This is a genomic window from Kitasatospora sp. SC0581, from assembly GCF_048159585.1.
GTDB lineage: Bacteria > Actinomycetota > Actinomycetes > Streptomycetales > Streptomycetaceae > Kitasatospora.
The window spans coordinates 127,012-143,362 of record NZ_JBLRWA010000014.1; the positions used below are offsets into that span (position 1 = coordinate 127,012).

General features: G+C 74.1%; 14 protein-coding genes. 10 read left to right on the forward strand and 4 right to left on the reverse strand.

Annotation, left to right across the window (positions count from 1 at the left end; translation table 11 throughout):
• Window positions 1-9: 9 nt before the first annotated feature.
• The 4 genes from ACLWS4_RS22070 to ACLWS4_RS22085 all read left to right on the forward strand — a co-directional run bounded on the left by ACLWS4_RS22070 (window position 10) and on the right by ACLWS4_RS22085 (window position 3,815).
• Window positions 10-987, forward strand: coding sequence for a hypothetical protein (locus ACLWS4_RS22070; protein WP_416874994.1), 978 nt, complete (start codon window positions 10-12; stop codon window positions 985-987).
• Entirely contained in the window at window positions 984-2,282 is a 1,299-nt protein-coding gene (locus ACLWS4_RS22075; protein ID WP_416874995.1) for a sensor histidine kinase, read from the forward strand. The genes ACLWS4_RS22070 and ACLWS4_RS22075 overlap by 4 nt, the downstream gene beginning before the upstream one ends.
• Before the next feature lie 17 nt (window positions 2,283-2,299).
• On the forward strand, window positions 2,300-3,007 hold the full coding sequence (locus tag ACLWS4_RS22080; RefSeq protein ID WP_049658284.1) for a response regulator transcription factor: 708 nt from the start codon (window positions 2,300-2,302) through the stop codon (window positions 3,005-3,007).
• A 157-nt stretch (window positions 3,008-3,164) separates the two neighbouring features.
• Window positions 3,165-3,815 carry a Pr6Pr family membrane protein gene (locus ACLWS4_RS22085; RefSeq protein ID WP_074002240.1) on the forward strand — a complete coding sequence of 217 codons (651 nt, stop codon included), beginning with the start codon at window positions 3,165-3,167 and terminating at the stop codon, window positions 3,813-3,815.
• A gap of 27 nt (window positions 3,816-3,842) precedes the next feature.
• Here ACLWS4_RS22085 and ACLWS4_RS22090 read toward each other — a convergent pair whose 3' ends face one another.
• Window positions 3,843-4,055, reverse strand: a complete 213-nt coding sequence (locus tag ACLWS4_RS22090) for a hypothetical protein (RefSeq protein ID WP_074002239.1) — start codon at window positions 4,053-4,055, stop codon at window positions 3,843-3,845.
• Window positions 4,056-4,458: 403 nt separating this feature from the next.
• Here ACLWS4_RS22090 and ACLWS4_RS22095 point away from each other — a divergent pair, with 403 nt between their 5' ends.
• The gene (locus ACLWS4_RS22095) at window positions 4,459-5,898 is read left to right on the forward strand and encodes a S41 family peptidase (protein WP_416874996.1); all 1,440 of its coding nucleotides are present in this window, start codon (window positions 4,459-4,461) and stop codon (window positions 5,896-5,898) included.
• A gap of 15 nt (window positions 5,899-5,913) precedes the next feature.
• Here the strand turns inward: ACLWS4_RS22095 and ACLWS4_RS22100 are convergent, their stop codons facing one another.
• Window positions 5,914-7,527 (reverse strand): ABC-F family ATP-binding cassette domain-containing protein, encoded by a 1,614-nt coding sequence (locus ACLWS4_RS22100; protein ID WP_416874997.1) that lies wholly within the window; start codon window positions 7,525-7,527, stop codon window positions 5,914-5,916.
• A 522-nt stretch (window positions 7,528-8,049) separates the two neighbouring features.
• Between ACLWS4_RS22100 and ACLWS4_RS22105 the strand changes: the two genes are divergently transcribed.
• The 4 genes from ACLWS4_RS22105 (at window position 8,050) to ACLWS4_RS22120 (ending at window position 12,626) form a co-directional block, all read left to right on the forward strand.
• Window positions 8,050-9,282, forward strand: a complete 1,233-nt coding sequence (locus ACLWS4_RS22105; protein WP_380780107.1) for a hypothetical protein — start codon at window positions 8,050-8,052, stop codon at window positions 9,280-9,282.
• 152 nt (window positions 9,283-9,434) lie between these two features.
• Window positions 9,435-11,072, forward strand: coding sequence for an ABC-F family ATP-binding cassette domain-containing protein (locus ACLWS4_RS22110; protein WP_074002235.1), 1,638 nt, complete (start codon window positions 9,435-9,437; stop codon window positions 11,070-11,072).
• Between the two features lie 184 nt (window positions 11,073-11,256).
• Window positions 11,257-11,940 (forward strand): nitroreductase family protein, encoded by a 684-nt coding sequence (locus ACLWS4_RS22115; RefSeq protein ID WP_049658730.1) that lies wholly within the window; start codon window positions 11,257-11,259, stop codon window positions 11,938-11,940.
• An 83-nt stretch (window positions 11,941-12,023) separates the two neighbouring features.
• Window positions 12,024-12,626, forward strand: a complete 603-nt coding sequence (locus ACLWS4_RS22120; RefSeq protein WP_117487287.1) for a GNAT family N-acetyltransferase — start codon at window positions 12,024-12,026, stop codon at window positions 12,624-12,626.
• Between the two features lie 27 nt (window positions 12,627-12,653).
• On the opposite strand, the gene ACLWS4_RS22125 is transcribed toward ACLWS4_RS22120, so the two are convergent.
• A complete protein-coding gene (locus tag ACLWS4_RS22125) occupies window positions 12,654-13,607 on the reverse strand; it encodes an aldo/keto reductase (RefSeq protein ID WP_049658731.1) in 954 nt (317 codons plus the stop codon).
• A 345-nt stretch (window positions 13,608-13,952) separates the two neighbouring features.
• Between ACLWS4_RS22125 and ACLWS4_RS22130 the strand changes: the two genes are divergently transcribed.
• A complete protein-coding gene (locus ACLWS4_RS22130; protein WP_416874998.1) occupies window positions 13,953-15,488 on the forward strand; it encodes a carbohydrate binding domain-containing protein in 1,536 nt (511 codons plus the stop codon).
• A 56-nt stretch (window positions 15,489-15,544) separates the two neighbouring features.
• Here ACLWS4_RS22130 and ACLWS4_RS22135 read toward each other — a convergent pair whose 3' ends face one another.
• Window positions 15,545-16,288: an SDR family oxidoreductase gene (locus tag ACLWS4_RS22135; RefSeq protein ID WP_049651400.1), complete on the reverse strand. Its 744-nt coding sequence runs from the start codon at window positions 16,286-16,288 to the stop codon at window positions 15,545-15,547.
• Window positions 16,289-16,351 lie beyond the last annotated feature (63 nt).

Genomic DNA, 16,351 nt, shown 5'->3' on the forward strand with positions numbered 1-16,351 from the left:
CGTGGGGGCATGAGGACCAACGAGCACATGGTGCGGGCCGGGGCGGCGTGGACGGCGGTGGCGGCGACCGGGCCGTACCTGACGCTGAAGCTGCTGTGGCTGACCGGGCATCCGGTGGGGGCGGGCGATCCCGGCGAGATGGACCGGCTGTGGCTGGTGAACCTGCTGACCTTCGGCATGGACGCGATCGCCGTGGCCCTGGCGCTGGCGTTCGTCCGGCCGTGGGGGCGGCGGGCGCCGGCCGGGCTGGTGGCGTTCCCGATGTGGGTGGCGACCGGTCTGCTCGGCACGATCCTGGTCGCGCTGCCGCTGTACCTGCTGAGCCTCCTGGTCCTGGGGCCGGAGAGCGCCGACCCGGACGACAAGGGCCTCGGCGGCTGGGTCTTCCCCGTCGTGTACGGCGGCTTCGCCGTCCAGGGCCTCGCGCTGATCACCGCCTTCGTGCTGTACGCCCGCCGGCGCTGGGCCGGGCTGCTGCGGGAACGGATCGGCGACCTGCCGGACTCCCCCACCCTGACCGTGCAGCGCGTCCTCGCCTGCGTCGCCGCGCTGCTCGCCGCGGGTGTCGCGGCGGCCCGGGTCTACTGGGCGTTCGGCGGCACCGCCGGAGTGCCGCAGGACCTGGTGGACGGCCGGTCCCGGGGCGTGGCGGTGATGAACGGGGTGACGGCGGTGATGGCGGTGGCCGCGGCGGCGGCGCTGCTGGTCCTGGTCTTCCGGTTCCGTCCGGGGCGCCGGCTGCTCGGGCCGCTGCTGGCGGTCTGGACGGCGGCCGGTTCGCTGTTCGGCTGGGGCGCCTGGCAGTTGGTGGCCTTCGGGGCGACGACGACCCGGGTGACCGAGCTGCGGACGGCCGTCCCCGGGCTGACCCCCCTGGTCCAGGGTGCCCAGGTGGTGGCCGCGGTGCTGGTCCTGGCGGTCGGGGCGGTCGCGCTCACCGAACGCGGCACCCTCCGGCGCGCCGCTGCCGTAGAGTCGCGCGGGTGATCACGGGGGTGGGCATGCGGCTGCGGCGTACGGGAGCGGTGGGCGTCCGCCTGCGGCGTGCGGCGGGCGCGTCGGTCGGCCGGCGGGCCCGGCTGCGCTGGGTGCACCTGGTGCTGGGCGGCGCGCTGCTGATGCCGTACTGGATGCTGTCGGTGGTGCTGTACGGGGCGCTCAACCCGAACCAGCCGCCCGGACGCCAACTGCTGCTCTACGTCCTGTCGTTGCTCACCTCGCTGCCGATGGCCGCCGTCACCGCGCTGGTGCCGATGGTGCGGGGGCTGGAGGGCGCGGCGGCGCGGGCGCTGTGCTCGGCGGCCCGGCCGGAGGAGCTGGCCACCGGGCCGGCCCGCTCCTGGGGCGCCCGGTGGCGCACCGCGCTCTGGTACGTGCTGCACGTCCTGTTCGGCGGGGTGGTCGCCGGGATGACGCTGGCGGGCACCCCGTTCGCGGTGGTGCTGGTCTGCGGCTTCGCGGGGGCCAGGGAGTTCGTCCGGATGTGGGAGCGGCACTTCCCCGGCTGGCTGGTCACCGGCCCGGTCCTCGGCCTCGGCGTTCTGCTGCTGATCGTCGGCACCAACGCCGTCTGCGGCGCGCTGCTCGCCCGCTGGGCGCCCGCCCTGCTCGGCCCGACCCCGGAGGAGCGGGTGGCCGCCGCCGAGCGCCGAGCCACCGTGCTCGCCCAGCGCAACCGGCTGGCCCGCGAGCTGCACGACTCGGTCGGCCACGCGCTCAGCGCCGTCGGCATCCAGGCCTCGGCCGCCGCCCGGGTGCTGCGCAGCAACCCGGACTTCGCCGCCGAGGCGCTCGCGGCGATCGAGGAGACCGCCCGGGCGGCCGTCGCCGAACTCGACGCCGTCCTGGGGCTGTTGCGCGAGGAGGACCCGGAGGCCGCCGGACCCGCCGGGCCCACCCTCGCCGGGCTGGACGACCTGCTGCGCCAGCTCGGCCGCGCCGGGGTGGCGGTGGACGCCGAGCTGGCGCCCGGGCTGGCCGGCCTGCCCGAGCCGGTCTCCCGCGAGGCGTACCGGATCGTGCAGGAGGGCCTGACCAACGTGCTGCGCCACGCCGGGCCCGCCCCGGCCGGGCTGCGGGTCCGGCTCGCCGACGGCCGACTGGAGATCGACCTGACCAATCCGCTCGGCCCTGCCCGGCCGAGCCGCCCCGGCGGCGGGCGCGGGCTGCGCGGGATCGGCGAGCGGGCGGCGGCCCTGCACGGCGGCAGCGCGGCGGGGCCGGACGGGGACGGAACGACGTGGCGGCTGGCCGTCTGGCTGCCGGTGGGAGGAACGACGTGAGCGAGGACATGAACGAGATGGGGTACGACGCCGTGGACGAGGGTGCGCCGCAGGGCGCCGACGGCATCCGGGTGGTGATCGCGGACGACGAGCGGCTGGTCCGCCTGGGCCTGCGGGTGGTGATCGACAGCGAACCGGACCTCACCGTGGTCGGCGAGGCCGCCGACGGGGCCGAGGTCGTCCCGCTGGTGCGCGAACTGCGCCCGGACGTGGTGCTGATGGACGTCCGGATGCCCGGCATCGACGGCATCCGGGCCACCGAACAGCTGGTCAACGGGATGGCCCCGCCGCCGCGCATCCTGGTGGTCACCACCTTCGAGCACGACGACCACGTGTACGACGCGCTGCGCGCGGGCGCCGCCGGGTTCCTGCTGAAGCGGGCCCGGGCGGAGGAGATGGTGCAGGCGGTGCGGCTGGTCGCGCGCGGCGACTCGCTGCTGTTCCCGGCGGCCGTCCGCGACCTCGCGCTGCGCCACGGCGCGGACCGGCGCCGGGAGGCCGGGTCGGGCGACCGGGGGCCGATCGGGCGGCTGACCGAGCGGGAGGGGCAGGTGCTGCGGCTGATGGCCACCGGGCTCAACAACGGCGAGATCGCGCGGCAGCTGGTGGTGAGCCAGGAGACGGTGAAGACGCACGTCGGCAGCGTGCTGGCCAAGCTGGGCGCGCGGGACCGCACCCAGGCGGTCATCGCGGCGTACGAGTCGGGCTTCGTGCTGCCGGGCTGACGCCTGCTCAGGATCGGCCGCGACCATCACCCGTGCCCCCGGTACGCCCGAACGTCTCGAACGTGGATTCCATCCGATCGGTACCAGCGAGTAGAGTGCGGGTTTCCCCCTCGACGTCCGATACCTCCCGTATCGCCTGGAACGAACTGGTGGCCGCATGACAGTCCGGACCCGACCCGCGCTCTGGTGGCGCATGGGCATCGTGCTCTCGGCGGGCCTCGGCCTGACCCTCGGGACCGCGCCGCTGGTCTACTTCACCGTGCAGAGCAACGTGATCGTGTTCGGCTACTTCATCGGCGCGGTGTACTGGATGCTCAAGCGCGGCACCGTGGACGCGCCCGCGCCCCGGCTGCGCGGCGCCGCCACGCTGTACATCCTGATCACCGGGCTGGTCTCGCACATCCTGCTCGAACACGGCGCCAACCCGCTGCCCGGGCTGGTCAGCGGGCCGGACAAGCTGGCGCACTGGTCGTCGTTCTTCCTGCACTACGTGACGCCGGTGATGGTGATCGCCGACTGGCTGGTGCTCAAGCCGCGCAACGCCTCGGCCTGGAAGGACATCCCGCTCTGGCTGGGCTTCCCGCTCGGCTACGCGGCGATCGTGCTCGCCCGCAACGCGCTGTTCGACGACTACCCGATGCCCTACCCGTACTTCTTCTTCGACCCGACCACCAAGGGCTACGGCTACGTCTGGGGCCAGATAGCCCTGCTGACCGTCGAGTTCGTGGCGCTCGCCGCACTCGTCGTCGGGCTGGACCGGCTCGGGACGCGGATCGCGGGAAGGCTGCGGTCGACGCCGCAGGCATAGCCCCGGGAGTTCACGCTCCCCCGTCGCTCACGCAGCGGGCGCGTCCTCGGGGAACGCGGCGTCGAACTCGGCCCGGTGCGCCTTCCAGAACGCCACCGCGTGGTCCACGAAGACCCGGCGCTGCTGCTCGCGCACGCTCAGGTCGTGGACGTAGGCCTTCACGGTCTTGCCGTCCGCGGCGGCGGCCTCGCGGATCGCGGCGAGCTCGTGCTCCGTGTACTCGATGGTGAGCGCAGGCATGCCGCCGATGGTACTGGAGCGACGGGTAGTTGGGGCCGCGGACGGCGGTTTTTCACCCGCAGTCAAAACGGTCGCTGTCGAGACCGCCGAGGACCATTGCGCCCGGCTCCGGGTCGGCCCGGAGAAGGAAGCCGGTGCGCCCGGAGGAGGAAGCGGGTGCGGCTCGTCGGATGACGCCCGGGCGGTGGGGCCGGCCGTAGCGTCGACGGGGAGCGGTGGCGGAGGGGTTCCGCGGGGGAGACCGGGGTTTCGGCGGAGGCCGGAGATGACACGCAGGTCAGGAATGGCACGCAGGTCAGGGATGACACGCACGGCGGGAACGGCGCGCAGGACGGGAACAGGGCTCACGACGGGAACGGCGCGCAGCAGGACCGGAAGCGGCGTCGGCCGGACCGCGGCCGCGGTGGTGGCCCTCGCGACGGCGGTGGGGCTGGCGGCACCGGGGGCGGCCGCGGCGCAGGAAGGGCGGGGGAACCCGCTGGAGGGGGTCTGGCGGACGGAGGGCTACGGCCTGCTGATCGCGGTCTCCGGGGGCCGGGTCACCACCTACGACGTGACCGCGCACAGCTGCCTGCCCGGGTGGGTCACCGGGACGCAGGCCTCGGAGCCCGGGCCGGACGGCACCACCCGCTACACCGTGGGCAACCTCGCCATGACGCTCACCCCCAAGGGCCGGAACCGGGCCGTGGAACGCGAGGAGAGCGGGGTCGGCACCAAGTCGCTCACCCGCCTGGACGCCCTGCCGTCGCTGTGCGCGCGGCCGGCTCCGAACGACCCGCTCGCGGTCTTCGACCGGTTCTGGGAGGACTTCGAGGAGAACTACCCGTTCTTCGCCGCCAAGGGCATCGACTGGCACGCCGTCCGGGACGAGAAGCGGCCCACGATCACTCCGGCGACGACCGCCGACCGGCTGCAGGACGTCTTCACGGACATGCTCCGCCCGCTCGGCGACGCGCACACCGGGCTGGCCCGGGTGGTCGACGGGCACGCCAAGGAGGTCTTCGGCGGGCAGCGGCCGGATTCGACGGTGCAGACCCCGGAACTGACCGCGCGGGCCCTGCAGGCCTCGGCCGCCCAGCTCACCGGCCCGGAGCAGCAGTTCGCCGGCGGCCGGCTCGGCGTGGGCCGGCTCCCGGACGGCCTCGGCTACCTCCGGGTGAGCAGCTTCGACGGCTACACCGACGGCGACTTCCGGAGCCAGGTCGACGAGCTGGACCGGGCGCTGGACGCCGTGCTGGCCGGCCCGGACCGGCCCACCGGCCTGGTCGTCGACGTGCGGCTGAACGGCGGCGGCTCGGACGCGCTCGGGCTGCACATCGCCGCCCGGCTCACCGACCGCCCGTACGTCGCCTACCGGAAGGTGGCGCGCAACGACCCGGCCGACCCGACGAAGTTCACCCGGCCCGAGCCGATCACCGTACGGCCGTCGGCGGGCGGGCACTTCACCGGACCGGTGGCGGTGCTCACCTCCTCGATCTCCACCAGCGCCGCGGAGACCTTCACCCAGGCCATGACGGGCCGCTCCCCGCGGGTGCTCCGGGTCGGCGAGAACACCCAGGGCGTCTTCTCCGACATCATGATCAAGTCGCTCTCGCCGGACTTCATGGCCGTCCTGCCGAACGAGAAGTACCTGACCAGGAACGGCAGTACCTTCGACGGCCCGGGCATCCCGCCGAACGTCCGCACGCCGGTGTTCACCCCGGACGAGCTGGCCGCGCTCAGGGACTCGGCCCTGAGCACGGCCCGCCGGATGCTCACCGAGGACGCCCAAGGCAACCAGAGCAGCCAGGGCGACCACGGCGACCAGGGGAACGCCGAGAACGACCAGGAGCAGCAACGGTAGGAGCAGCAGTAGGCGCTACATCGGCCCCACCGTCCGCAGTTCGCCGTCCAGCTCCAGCCACCGGGTGAGGCCCAGGCCGCGCAGGAACGGCAGGTCGTGGCTGGCCACGATCAGCGCGCCCCGGTACGCGGACAGCGCCTGGGTGAGCTGGCGGACGCTGGCGAGGTCCAGGTTGTTGGTCGGCTCGTCGAGCAGCAGCAGCTGCGGCGGCGGGTCGGCCAGCAGCAGGGCGGCCAGCGTCGCCCGGAACCGCTCGCCGCCGGAGAGGGTGGCGGCGGGCTGGTCGGCCCGGGCGCCGCGGAACAGGAAGCGGGCGAGCCGGGCGCGGACCGCGTTGTCCCCGGCTGCGGGGGCGAACAGCTTGACGTTCTCCACGACGGAGCGCTCCTCGTCCAGCAGGTCGAGCCGCTGCGGGAGGTGCCGCAGCGGCACCGGGGTGATGACCTCTCCCGCCGGCGGGGCGAGTTCGCCCGCGATGGTGCGCAGCAGCGTCGTCTTGCCGGCGCCGTTGCGGCCGACCAGGGCGATCCGCTCGGGCCCGCGCAGGTCGAGGTCGGCCGTGGTGCCGTGGGGCAGCCGGACCCTGTCCAGGGTGAGCACGGTGCGCCCGGCCGGGACGGCGGTGCGCGGCAGGTCGATCCGGATCTCGGCGTCGTCCCGGACGGCCTCCTCGGCCGCGTCGAGCCGGGCCTTGGCCTCCTCCAGGCGCTCGGTGTGCATGCCCTGGAGGCGGCCGGCCGTCTCCTGGCCCTTGCGCTTGAGCATCCCGGCGAAGATGTGCGGGTCGTTGCGGGTGACCGAGCGCTTCTTGCCGTACGCGGCGCTGCGGTCCAGCCGGATGCGGGCGTCGGCCAAGTCCCGCTTCTGGCGCCGGACGTCGGCCTCGGCGTTGCGCAGCAGCCGCTCGGCCGTCTCCTGCTGGGCCGCGAGGGTGCGTTCGTACTCCTCGAAGTTGCCGCCGTACCAGGTGACTTCGCCGTCCCGGAGGTCGGCGATCTGGTCGACGTGCCGGAGCAGCTCGCGGTCGTGGCTGACGATCAGCAGCACGCCGTTCCAGCCGGCCACCGTCTCGTAGAGCCGCTCGCGGGCGGCCCGGTCGAGGTTGTTGGTGGGCTCGTCGAGCAGCAGGACGTCGGGGCGGGCCAGCAGCAGGGCGGCCAGCCGCAGCAGCACGGCCTCGCCGCCGGAGAGTTCGCCGGTGGTCCGGTCGAGGCCGAGGCGGTGCAGGCCGAGCCGGTCGAGGGTGGCGCGGGCGCGCTCCTCGACGTCCCAGTCGTCGCCGACCGCGTCGAAGTGGCGCTGGTCGGTGTCGCCGGACTCGATGGCGTGCAGGGCCTCGCGGGCGGCCCGGATGCCGAGCGCCTCGTCCACCCGCAGGGTGGTGTCGAGCGTCAACCCCTGTGGCAGGTAGCCGAGTTCGCCGTCGATCCGGACGGTGCCGCCGGTCGGGGTGAGCTCGCCCGCGATCAGCCGCAGCAGGGTGGACTTGCCCGCGCCGTTGAGCCCGATCAGGCCGGTGCGGCCGGGGCCGACGGCGAGCTGGAAGCCGTCCAGGACGGGCTTGCCGTCGGGCCACTCGAACGAAAGCTCGGTGCAGAGGACGGCGGTGGTGGTGGGGTGGTGTGCCATACAGGCCTCCCGGGGTGGTTGCCGAAGGGGTGGTGAGCAACACGGGGAGACACCGCGGGTGCGGAAACCGGGCACGGCCGGGGGAACGAAGGGGTGGCGTCACGCAGAGGAGTGCCACGGGCCGTGACTGAGGTCGCACACTCGCGCACCGCGCGACGGCAGCAGGGCCTGCGCGGCGGGGGCGGTGTCCCGGGACCTCAGTAGAGCAACGGCCTTCTCCTTGTCTGGCTGATGACCCGGACCACGCTAGGCAGCCCGCCCGGGGCGTGCAACCGATTTACCGGCCGCCGGGCCCGCCGGGACCACTGCGCGACCCGCCGGGCGCACCCCCGGGACCGCCCCGCGACGGGCCCCCGGTGCCGATCCCGTGCCCATCCGGTGACGGCCCCGTCCCGGTCCGGTGCGGAATTCGGGAGTCCCCCGGACGCATGGCAGACTCCTCACCTGCCATGCCTGCGGCCGAGTCGGGCCGCACCCGGGGAACGGGCCGCATGGCGGTAGTCAACAGGGGGATTTGAACTCATGTCACCGATATCCCGGCCGGGCCGTGCCGTCCTGGGCGCCTCCGTCGTCGCGCTGACCATGGTGGTCGCCACCGCGTGCGGCCCCGACAACGCCGACCCGGCCGTGACCGCGGCTCCCGGCGTCACGGCCGGCGCCTCCGGCACGCCGGGCGCGGCTCCGATCAAGCTTCCGACGCTCGAAGAGCTGAAGACCTGGAAGCTGGAGGACTGGGACAAGTGGGCCCAGGCCAACGTGATCACCCCGGCGGTCAAGGGTTACTGGACCCTGCAGAAGCTGCTGGACGCCAAGCCGAAGCCGCTGCCGCAGCCCGCCCCGGAGGGGACCCAGCCGCCCGCGCAGCCCACCGGCGCCGCGCCGGCCACCAGCGCGCCCGCCTCGGCCGCGCCCACGGCCCAGCCCACCGCGGCCCAGCCCGGCGGTGGCGGCGGCACGGACCAGCTGCCCGCGATGGTCCCGGCCAAGCCCGTGGCGCACCCGTTCCCGAAGAACATGCACGTCAACGGCAAGATCTTCTTCAAGGACGGCAACGAGGACTACGTGTGCTCCGGCACCGTCGTCTCCGACCCGGCCAACCCCGGCAAGAGCAACCTGGTGTGGACCGCCAGCCACTGCCTGCACGGCGGCAAGGGCAACAAGTACTACACCGACATCACCTTCGCCCCGGCCTTCAACAGCAACGGCGTGCTGAGCAACGGCAACAAGCAGGCCAAGCTGGAGGACGCCGAGCCGTACGGCGAGTGGACCGCCACCTCCGGCATGGTCTCGCCGCAGTGGGCCGCGGAGGCCGACCCGGAGAAGGGCGGCCCGTGGAGCCAGTACGACTTCGGCATCGTGAAGGTCGCCAACCCCAGCCCGGGCGGCAAGTCGCTGGAGGAGACCGTCGGCGGCTCCGTCCCGCTCTGGTTCAACGCCCCGCGTGACCAGGTCGGCGCCGTCAGCAACTACGGCTTCCCGGAGGGCAAGCCCTTCGACGGCGTGGAGCTGGAGCACTGCGACGGCGGCAAGCCGTCCAAGAAGACCGGCGACCCGAGCCGCCCGGCGATGCTGCTGATCGGCTGCAACATGACCGGCGGCAGCAGCGGCGGCGGCTGGTACGCGACCAAGGACGGCAAGCCCGCCCTGGTCAGCGACACCTCCATCGGCAACGGCGCGAACACCTACGAGGCCGGTCCGTACCTGGAGGACGTGGCCCAGCACATGTTCGAGTACTTCTCGAAGAAGGCCAAGTGAAGAAGGCCGAGTGACCCGCTCCGACGAAGGCCGAGAGGTCTTCCGAGCGGCGCGGTGACCCGCTGAGCGGTGATCCGGGGGCCGCGGCCGCGACGGCCGCGGCCCCCGTCTTTTCGGCCGGACGCCCGGCTCCTCCTACAATCGGGCTCATCATGAGCGCCACACTCGTAGTCAAGGACCTCAGCGCCGGCCACGGCGAACGCACCCTCTTCTCCGGCCTGGACCTGGTCGTCGCCCCCGGCGACGTGATCGGCCTGGTCGGCGTGAACGGCGCCGGCAAGTCGACCCTGCTGCGGCTGCTGGCCGGCCTGGACACCCCCGAGGGCGGCTCGCTGCGGCTGAGCCCGGCGAGCGCCAACGTCGGCCACCTGCCGCAGGAGCCGGAGCGGCGCGAGGGCGAGTCGGTGCGCGACTTCCTGGCCCGCCGCACCGGTGTGGCGGCCGCGCAGGCCGCGCTGGACGAGGCCACCGAGGGCCTGGTCGAGGGCCGGCCGGGCGCCGACGACGCGTACGCCGTCGGCCTGGAGCGCTGGCTGGACCTCGGCGGCGCCGACCTGGAGGAGCGCGCCGAGGAGGTCGCCGACTCGCTCGGGCTGAAGGTCTCGCTGGACCTGCCGATGACCGCCCTGTCCGGCGGCCAGGCCGCCCGGGCCGGCCTCGCCTCGCTGCTGCTCTCCCGCTACGACGTCTTCCTGCTCGACGAGCCCACCAACGACCTCGACCTGGACGGCCTGGAGCGGCTGGAGTCCTTCGTCAAGGGCCTGCGCACGGGCACCGTGCTGATCAGCCACGACCGCGAGTTCCTGGCCCGCACCGTGACCAAGGTGCTGGAGCTGGACCTCCACCAGCAGCAGGTCAACCTGTACGGCGGCGGCTACGAGGCGTACCTGGAGGAGCGGGCGGTGGCCCGCCGGCACGCCCGCGAGGAGTACGACGAGTACGCCGACACCAAGGCCTCGCTGGAGGCCCGGGGCCAGATGCAGCGCAACTGGATGGAGCACGGCGTCCGCAACGCCCGCCGCAAGAGCAGCGACAACGACAAGAACGCCAAGGCGAAGCGCACCGAGTCCACCGAGAAGCAGGCCTCCAAGGCCCGGCAGACCCAGCGGATGATCGAGCGGCTGGACGTGGTCGAGGAGCCGCGCAAGGAGTGGGAGCTGCGGATGGAGATCGCCACCGCGCCGCGCTCCGGCTCGGTGGTGGCCACCCTGCGCGCGGCCGTCGCCAAGCGCGGCGACTTCTCCTTCGGCCCGGTGGACCTGCAGATCGACTGGGCCGACCGGGTCGCCATCACCGGCGCCAACGGCGCGGGCAAGTCCACGCTGCTGGCCGCCCTGCTCGGCCGGCTCGAACTCGACGGCGGCAGCGCCTCGCTGGGCTCCGGCGTGGTGGTCGGCGAGGTGGACCAGGCGCGCGGGCTGTTCCTCGGCGGGGAGCCGCTGCTGGAGGCCTTCGCGGCCGCCGTGCCGGAGCTCGCGCCGGAGGACGTGCGCACCCTGCTGGCCAAGTTCGGCCTCAAGGCGGTGCACGTGCTGCGCCCGGCCGGCACCCTCTCCCCCGGCGAGCGCACCCGGGCCGCGCTGGCGCTGCTGCAGGCCCGCGGGGTCAACCTGCTGGTGCTGGACGAGCCCACCAACCACCTGGACCTGCCCGCGATCGAGCAGCTGGAGTCCGCGCTCGGCTCGTACACCGGCACCCTGCTGCTGGTCACCCACGACCGGCGGATGCTGGACACGGTGGCGGTGAACCGGCGGATCGAGGTCCGGGACGGGCGGGCGCACGAGCTGTAGGGGCCGCCGGGCCCGGGGAACGGGATCGGTCTCCGGGGATTGGCCTCCGGGATCGGTCTCCGGGGATTGGCCTCCGGGATCGGTCTCCGGGGATTGGCCTCCGGGATCGGTCTCCAGGGATTGGTCTCTACCTCTTCCCGGAAACCCCCTCCCGGAGGGGCCGTCATGTGCTGTGCTGTGCGCCATGGTTGACAGCACTGACAGCGCCGTGGCGGGGACGTCCCACCCGACCGTCCCGCTCACCCCCATGACGGTGCCCGCCCACGAGGCCGAGGCCCGCAGCAGGTCCTTCCACGACGTGATGGCGCAGCGCCGGACCGTCCGCGACTACTCCACCCGCCCTATCCCGGACGGGGTGGTCGAATGGGCGGTCCGGACCGCCTCCACCGCGCCCAGCGGCGCGCACGTCCAGCCCTGGCGGTTCGTGGTGATCACCGACCCGGAGCGCAAGCGGCGGCTGCGCGAGGCGGCCGAGACCGAGGAGCGCGAGTTCTACGGCCACCGGGCGTCCGAGGAGTGGCTGGCCGCGCTCGCCCCGATCGGCACCGACTGGCGCAAGCCGTTCCTGGAGGACGCGCCGGCCGTGATCGTGGTGTTCGAGGTGCACAAGGGCCCCGAGTCGCCGCGCCCGTACTACACCAAGGAGTCGGTGGGGATCGCGGTCGGGCTGCTGCTGGCCACGCTGCACCAGGCCGGCCTGGCCACGCTGACCCACACCCCGAGTCCGATGAAGTTCCTCAACGAGGTGTGCGACCGCCCGGCGGAGGAGCGCGCCGCGTACGTCATCCCGGTCGGCTACCCGGCCGAGGGGGCGCGCGTGCCGGACCTGCGGCGCAAGGAGCTCGACGAGGTGATGGTCCGGCTCTGACGCGCCGGGGTGCGGCCGGGCGCGCCCGCCACCAGAGGGATATCCGATGGTGACAGGTCCCGGCCAAGGACATAATCGCCGCCATGAGCCAAGCACAGCCACGGCCCTGCGGCCTCGCCCCACCGCTGGTGGAGGCGACCGCCGGGCGGCCGCCGGAACGGCTGCGGCTGCCCGGCGGCCTCTGGCTGCGGCGCCGCCGCAGCAGCCACACGGCGGCGCTGAACCAGGCCGTCCGCGCCAACCTGGACCACCTGCGGCCCTGGATGGAGTGGGCGGCCGAGGCCCCCTCCCGGGCCCGGACCGCCGAGCTGACCCGGGCCGGCGCGGCCGCCTGGGAGGCCGGCACCGACTTCATGTACCTGGCCGGCCTGGACGCCGAGCCCGGCGGCGTGATCGGCGCCTTCGGCCTCCACGGGCGGATCGGCCCGGGCGCGCTGGAGATCGGCTACTGGGTCGCCGCCGGGCACGTCGGCCGGGGCATCGCCACCGCCGCGGCCGGGGCGCTGACCGAGGCCGCGCTGGCCCTGCCCGGGATCACCCGGGTGGAGATCCGCTGCGACCGGGCGAACGGCGCCAGCGCGGCCGTCCCGCGCAAACTCGGCTACCGGCTGGACCGGGTCGCGGAGGCCGCCGTCCGGGCTCCGGGCGAGACCGGACGGCAGCTGGTGTGGGTGCGGGAGCGCTGACGGCGCGGGTACGGGGCAGCGCCGCCGTCAGTAGCGCTCGCCGGTCGCGGCCGGCAGCGCGTCCAGCTCGGCCAGGTCCGCCGCCGAGAGCTCGATCCCGGCCGCCCCCACGTTGTCCACCAGGTAGCGCGGCGTCCTGGTGCCCGGGATCGGGAAGACGTACCGGCCCTGCGCCAGCACCCAGGCCAGCGCGACCTGCGCCGGGGTGGCGCCGATCCGCTCGGCGACCGCCCGGACCTTCCCGACCAGCGCCAGGTTGGCCCGCAGCGCGTCGTGCTGGAAGCGCGGCAGCCGGCGGCGGAAGTCGTCGGCGGGCAGCTCCTCGATGGAGGTGATCCCGCCGGTCAGGAAGCCCCGGCCGAGCGGCGAGAACGGCAGGAAGGCGATGCCCTGCTCCTCGGTGTACGGCAGCACCTCGGCCAGCGCGTCCCTGGTCCACAGCGACAGCTCGGACTGCACCGAGGCCACCGGGTGCACGCTCTGCGCCCGCTTGATCTCCTCGACGCCCGCCTCGGAGAGGCCGATGCTCCGGGCCTTGCCCGCCGCGACGACCTCGGCGAACGCGCCCCAGGTCTCCTCGATCGGGACCTGGGGGTCGACCCGGTGCAGCTGGTAGAGGTCGACGTGGTCGGTGCCCAGCCGGCGCAGGCTCTCGTCGATCGAGCGGCGCACGTGCTCGGGCCGGCCGTTGCGCTCCTGCTGGCCCGCGCCGCCCGGCACGATGCCCACCTTGGTGGCCAGGAAGGCGCGCTCCCGGTACGGGCCGGCCAGCGCGGCGCCGACCACCTCCTCGTTGGTGTACGGGCCGTACATGTCGGCGGTGTCGATCAGGCCGACGCCGAGGTCCAGCGCCTGCCGGATCACCCGGACCGACTTCTCGTCGTCCCGGTCCCGCTCGGTGTAGGCCCAGGTCATGCCCATGCAGCCGAGACCGATGACGCCGATCTCCGGGCCGCTGGTGCCGAACGAGGCGTTGCGCATGATGGTGCTCCCGTCGTGGTTTCCGCGGTTCCCGTGGGGTGGCCGCGGTGGTTCGCGTGGTGGTGCGTGATCAACGCCTTCAGCTTTCACCTTGGAGTGCACTCAAGGTCAAGCCCCTTCATCCCCGGGCCCGCCGCGGCCGCCGCCCGGCATCGTCTTAACCGTTCCTAAAACCTGTCCCTGACGGGGCGTCCGAGGCCGGGAAATGCTTGACGTGCACAGCTGGTCTAGTCCAGTTTGATGCTCAGCACCGCGCTCCCCCACCCCGGACCACCCCAGGCCGCCGCCCGCCCCGCGCCTCCCCCTCGCGGCGCGGGCGGCCCCCACGTCCCGAGAGGCACCCCCATGCCCAGCGCGCCCCAGCACGCCCCCACGCACCGCCGCCCCGCCCGCCGGACCACTCTGCTGAGCCTCGCCGCCGCCACCGCGCTCGCCGCCGGCGGCCTGGCCGTCCTCGCCGGGAACGCCGGCGCCGCCGACGGCAACCTGCTCGCCAACGGCGGGCTGGAGAGCGGCGCGCTCGGCCCGTGGAGCTGTTCGGCCGACACCGGGAGCGTGGTCGACTCCGGTGCGCACAGCGGGACGTACGCGCTCAAGGGGGCGGTGGGCGCGAGCGACACCGCGCAGTGCGGCCAGACCGTCAGCGTCCAGCCCAACACCACGTACACGCTCAGCGCCTGGGTGCAGGGCCGGTACGTCTACCTCGGCGCCACCGGCAGCGGCGTCACCGACCCGGCCACCTGGACCGCCGGCGGCGCCGACTGGCAGCAGCTGTCCACCAGTTTCACCACCGGGGCGGCCACCACCAGCGTCACCGTGTACCTGCACGGCTGGTACGGGCAGGGCGGCTACCTCGCCGACGACATCGCCCTGACCGGCCCGGGCGGCGGCAACCCGACCACCCCGCCGCCGAGTTCGACCCCGCCGAGCCCGACCGGCACCCCGACCGGCACGCCCACCGGCACGCCCACCGGCGGCCCGGGCACCCCGGCGCCGAACGTCGCGCTCCCGGTCGCCCCGTTCATCGACATGGGCGCCTGGCCGACCCCCTCGATGCCCGACCTGGCCAAGGCCGCCGGCCTCAAGGGCTACACGATGGGCTTCGTCACCGGCGTCGGCTGCAAGGCCAGCTGGTTCAACGCCTACGACCCGCGCACCGCCTGGGCCAAGGACCAGGTGGACGCGCTGCGCGCGGCCGGCGGCGACGTCAAGGTCTCCTTCGGCGGCGCCGCCGGCACCGAACTCGCCGCCGCCTGCACCACGGTGGACTCACTGTTCGCCGAGTACGACGCGGTGGTGAGCGCCTACAACCTGCGCTACGTCGACTTCGACATCGAGGGCGCGGCCATCGCCGACACCGCCGCCAACGACCGCCGCTCGGCCGCCCTCGCCAGGCTCCAGCAGGCCCACCCGGGCCTCAGGGTCTCCTTCACCCTGCCCGTCCTGCCCGAGGGCCTGACCTCCGAGGGCGTCGCCATCGTCAAGTCCGCCCGGGACGCCGGGGTGGCCGTCGACCTGGTCAACATCATGGCGATGGACTACTACCGGAACGGGACGGACTACGGCAACGCCGCCGTCCAGGCCGCCCAGTCGCTGTTCGGCCAGCTCAAGGCGCTCTACCCGGCGAAGACCGACGCCCAGCTGTGGGCCATGGTCGGCGTCACCCCGATGATCGGCGAGAACGACGACCACCAGGTCTACAACCAGGCCGACGCCCAGCAGTTGGTGGCCTTCGCCCGGCAGAACCACCTCGGGATGCTCTCCTTCTGGGACGCCACCCGGGACGCCAACGCCTGCACCGGCGGCTCGCTGTCCAAGTGCACCAACATCCCGCAGCAGCCGTACGAGTTCGCGAAGATCCTCGGCCAGTACGCGGGCTGAGCCCACCGGCCGCCGGGCAGTCGACCACGCGCCCGGTGGTCGGCCCAGCGGCCGGCTCAGCGGCCGGTCGGGAGGTTCGCCCCGCCGGTGCAGTCGAGCACCACACCTGTGACGAAGCCGTTGGCGGCCAGCAGGTGGATCGCCCGGGCGACGTCCTCCGCCCGGCCGACCCGGCCGACCGGGGTGGTGGCGGCGAGGCCCTCGAACAGCGCGGCCCGCTGCTCGGCCGGTACGCGGTCCCACCACGGGGTGTCGATCACGCCGGGCGAGACGGCGTTGACCCGCAGCGGGGCCAGCTCGACGGCCAGCGGCGGCACCATCGCCTCCAGCGCGCCGTTGATGGCGGCCAGTCCGGCGGTGCCGGGGAAGGCGGCGCGGGCCGAGGCGGCGGTGATCAGGGTGACCGAGCCGTCCTCGCGCAGGTGCGGCAGCGCCGCCTGGAGCACGCGCACCTGCGGCCAGAACTTGGCATCGAAGCCGGCCGCGAGTTCGGCCAGGTCGAGCTGGGCGAACGGGCCGGCGCCGGCCGCGCCGCTGACCGCGACGACCAGGTGGTCGACCACGCCGGTCGTGGCGAAGAAGGCGGCGAGGGCGGCCGGGTCGGTCGCGTCCAGCGGGTGCCCGGTGGTCTTGCCGCCGATCCGGGCGACGGCGGCGTCCAGCCGGTCGCGGTCGCGGCCGGTCACCACGACCTCGGCGCCGTCGGCGGCGAAGGCGGTGGCCGTGGCCTCGCCGATGCCCGAGCTGCCGCCCATCACGACGACGCGCTGTCCGGCGAAGGGGGTTGACGCAGTGCTCATGGTGGTGGGGCCTTTCGACTTGTCGAGACTGTCGGTTCCGGAAATGATGGTTGTCGAGACTGA

Excerpts from the sequence above, each read along its gene's own strand:
- ACLWS4_RS22105 (WP_380780107.1), top strand. The coding sequence starts at position 8,050 with ATGTCACCGATATCCCGGCCGGGCCGTGCCGTCCTGGGCGCCTCCGTC.
- ACLWS4_RS22130 (WP_416874998.1), top strand. The coding sequence starts at position 13,953 with ATGCCCAGCGCGCCCCAGCACGCCCCCACGCACCGCCGCCCCGCCCGC.
- ACLWS4_RS22100 (WP_416874997.1), bottom strand. The coding sequence starts at position 7,527 with ATGGCACACCACCCCACCACCACCGCCGTCCTCTGCACCGAGCTTTCG.
- ACLWS4_RS22120 (WP_117487287.1), top strand. The coding sequence starts at position 12,024 with ATGAGCCAAGCACAGCCACGGCCCTGCGGCCTCGCCCCACCGCTGGTG.
- ACLWS4_RS22115 (WP_049658730.1), top strand. The coding sequence starts at position 11,257 with ATGGTTGACAGCACTGACAGCGCCGTGGCGGGGACGTCCCACCCGACC.
- ACLWS4_RS22070 (WP_416874994.1), top strand. The coding sequence starts at position 10 with ATGAGGACCAACGAGCACATGGTGCGGGCCGGGGCGGCGTGGACGGCG.
- ACLWS4_RS22110 (WP_074002235.1), top strand. The coding sequence starts at position 9,435 with ATGAGCGCCACACTCGTAGTCAAGGACCTCAGCGCCGGCCACGGCGAA.
- ACLWS4_RS22080 (WP_049658284.1), top strand. The coding sequence starts at position 2,300 with ATGGGGTACGACGCCGTGGACGAGGGTGCGCCGCAGGGCGCCGACGGC.
- ACLWS4_RS22125 (WP_049658731.1), bottom strand. The coding sequence starts at position 13,607 with ATGCGCAACGCCTCGTTCGGCACCAGCGGCCCGGAGATCGGCGTCATC.
- ACLWS4_RS22090 (WP_074002239.1), bottom strand. The coding sequence starts at position 4,055 with ATGCCTGCGCTCACCATCGAGTACACGGAGCACGAGCTCGCCGCGATC.
- ACLWS4_RS22085 (WP_074002240.1), top strand. The coding sequence starts at position 3,165 with ATGACAGTCCGGACCCGACCCGCGCTCTGGTGGCGCATGGGCATCGTG.
- ACLWS4_RS22135 (WP_049651400.1), bottom strand. The coding sequence starts at position 16,288 with ATGAGCACTGCGTCAACCCCCTTCGCCGGACAGCGCGTCGTCGTGATG.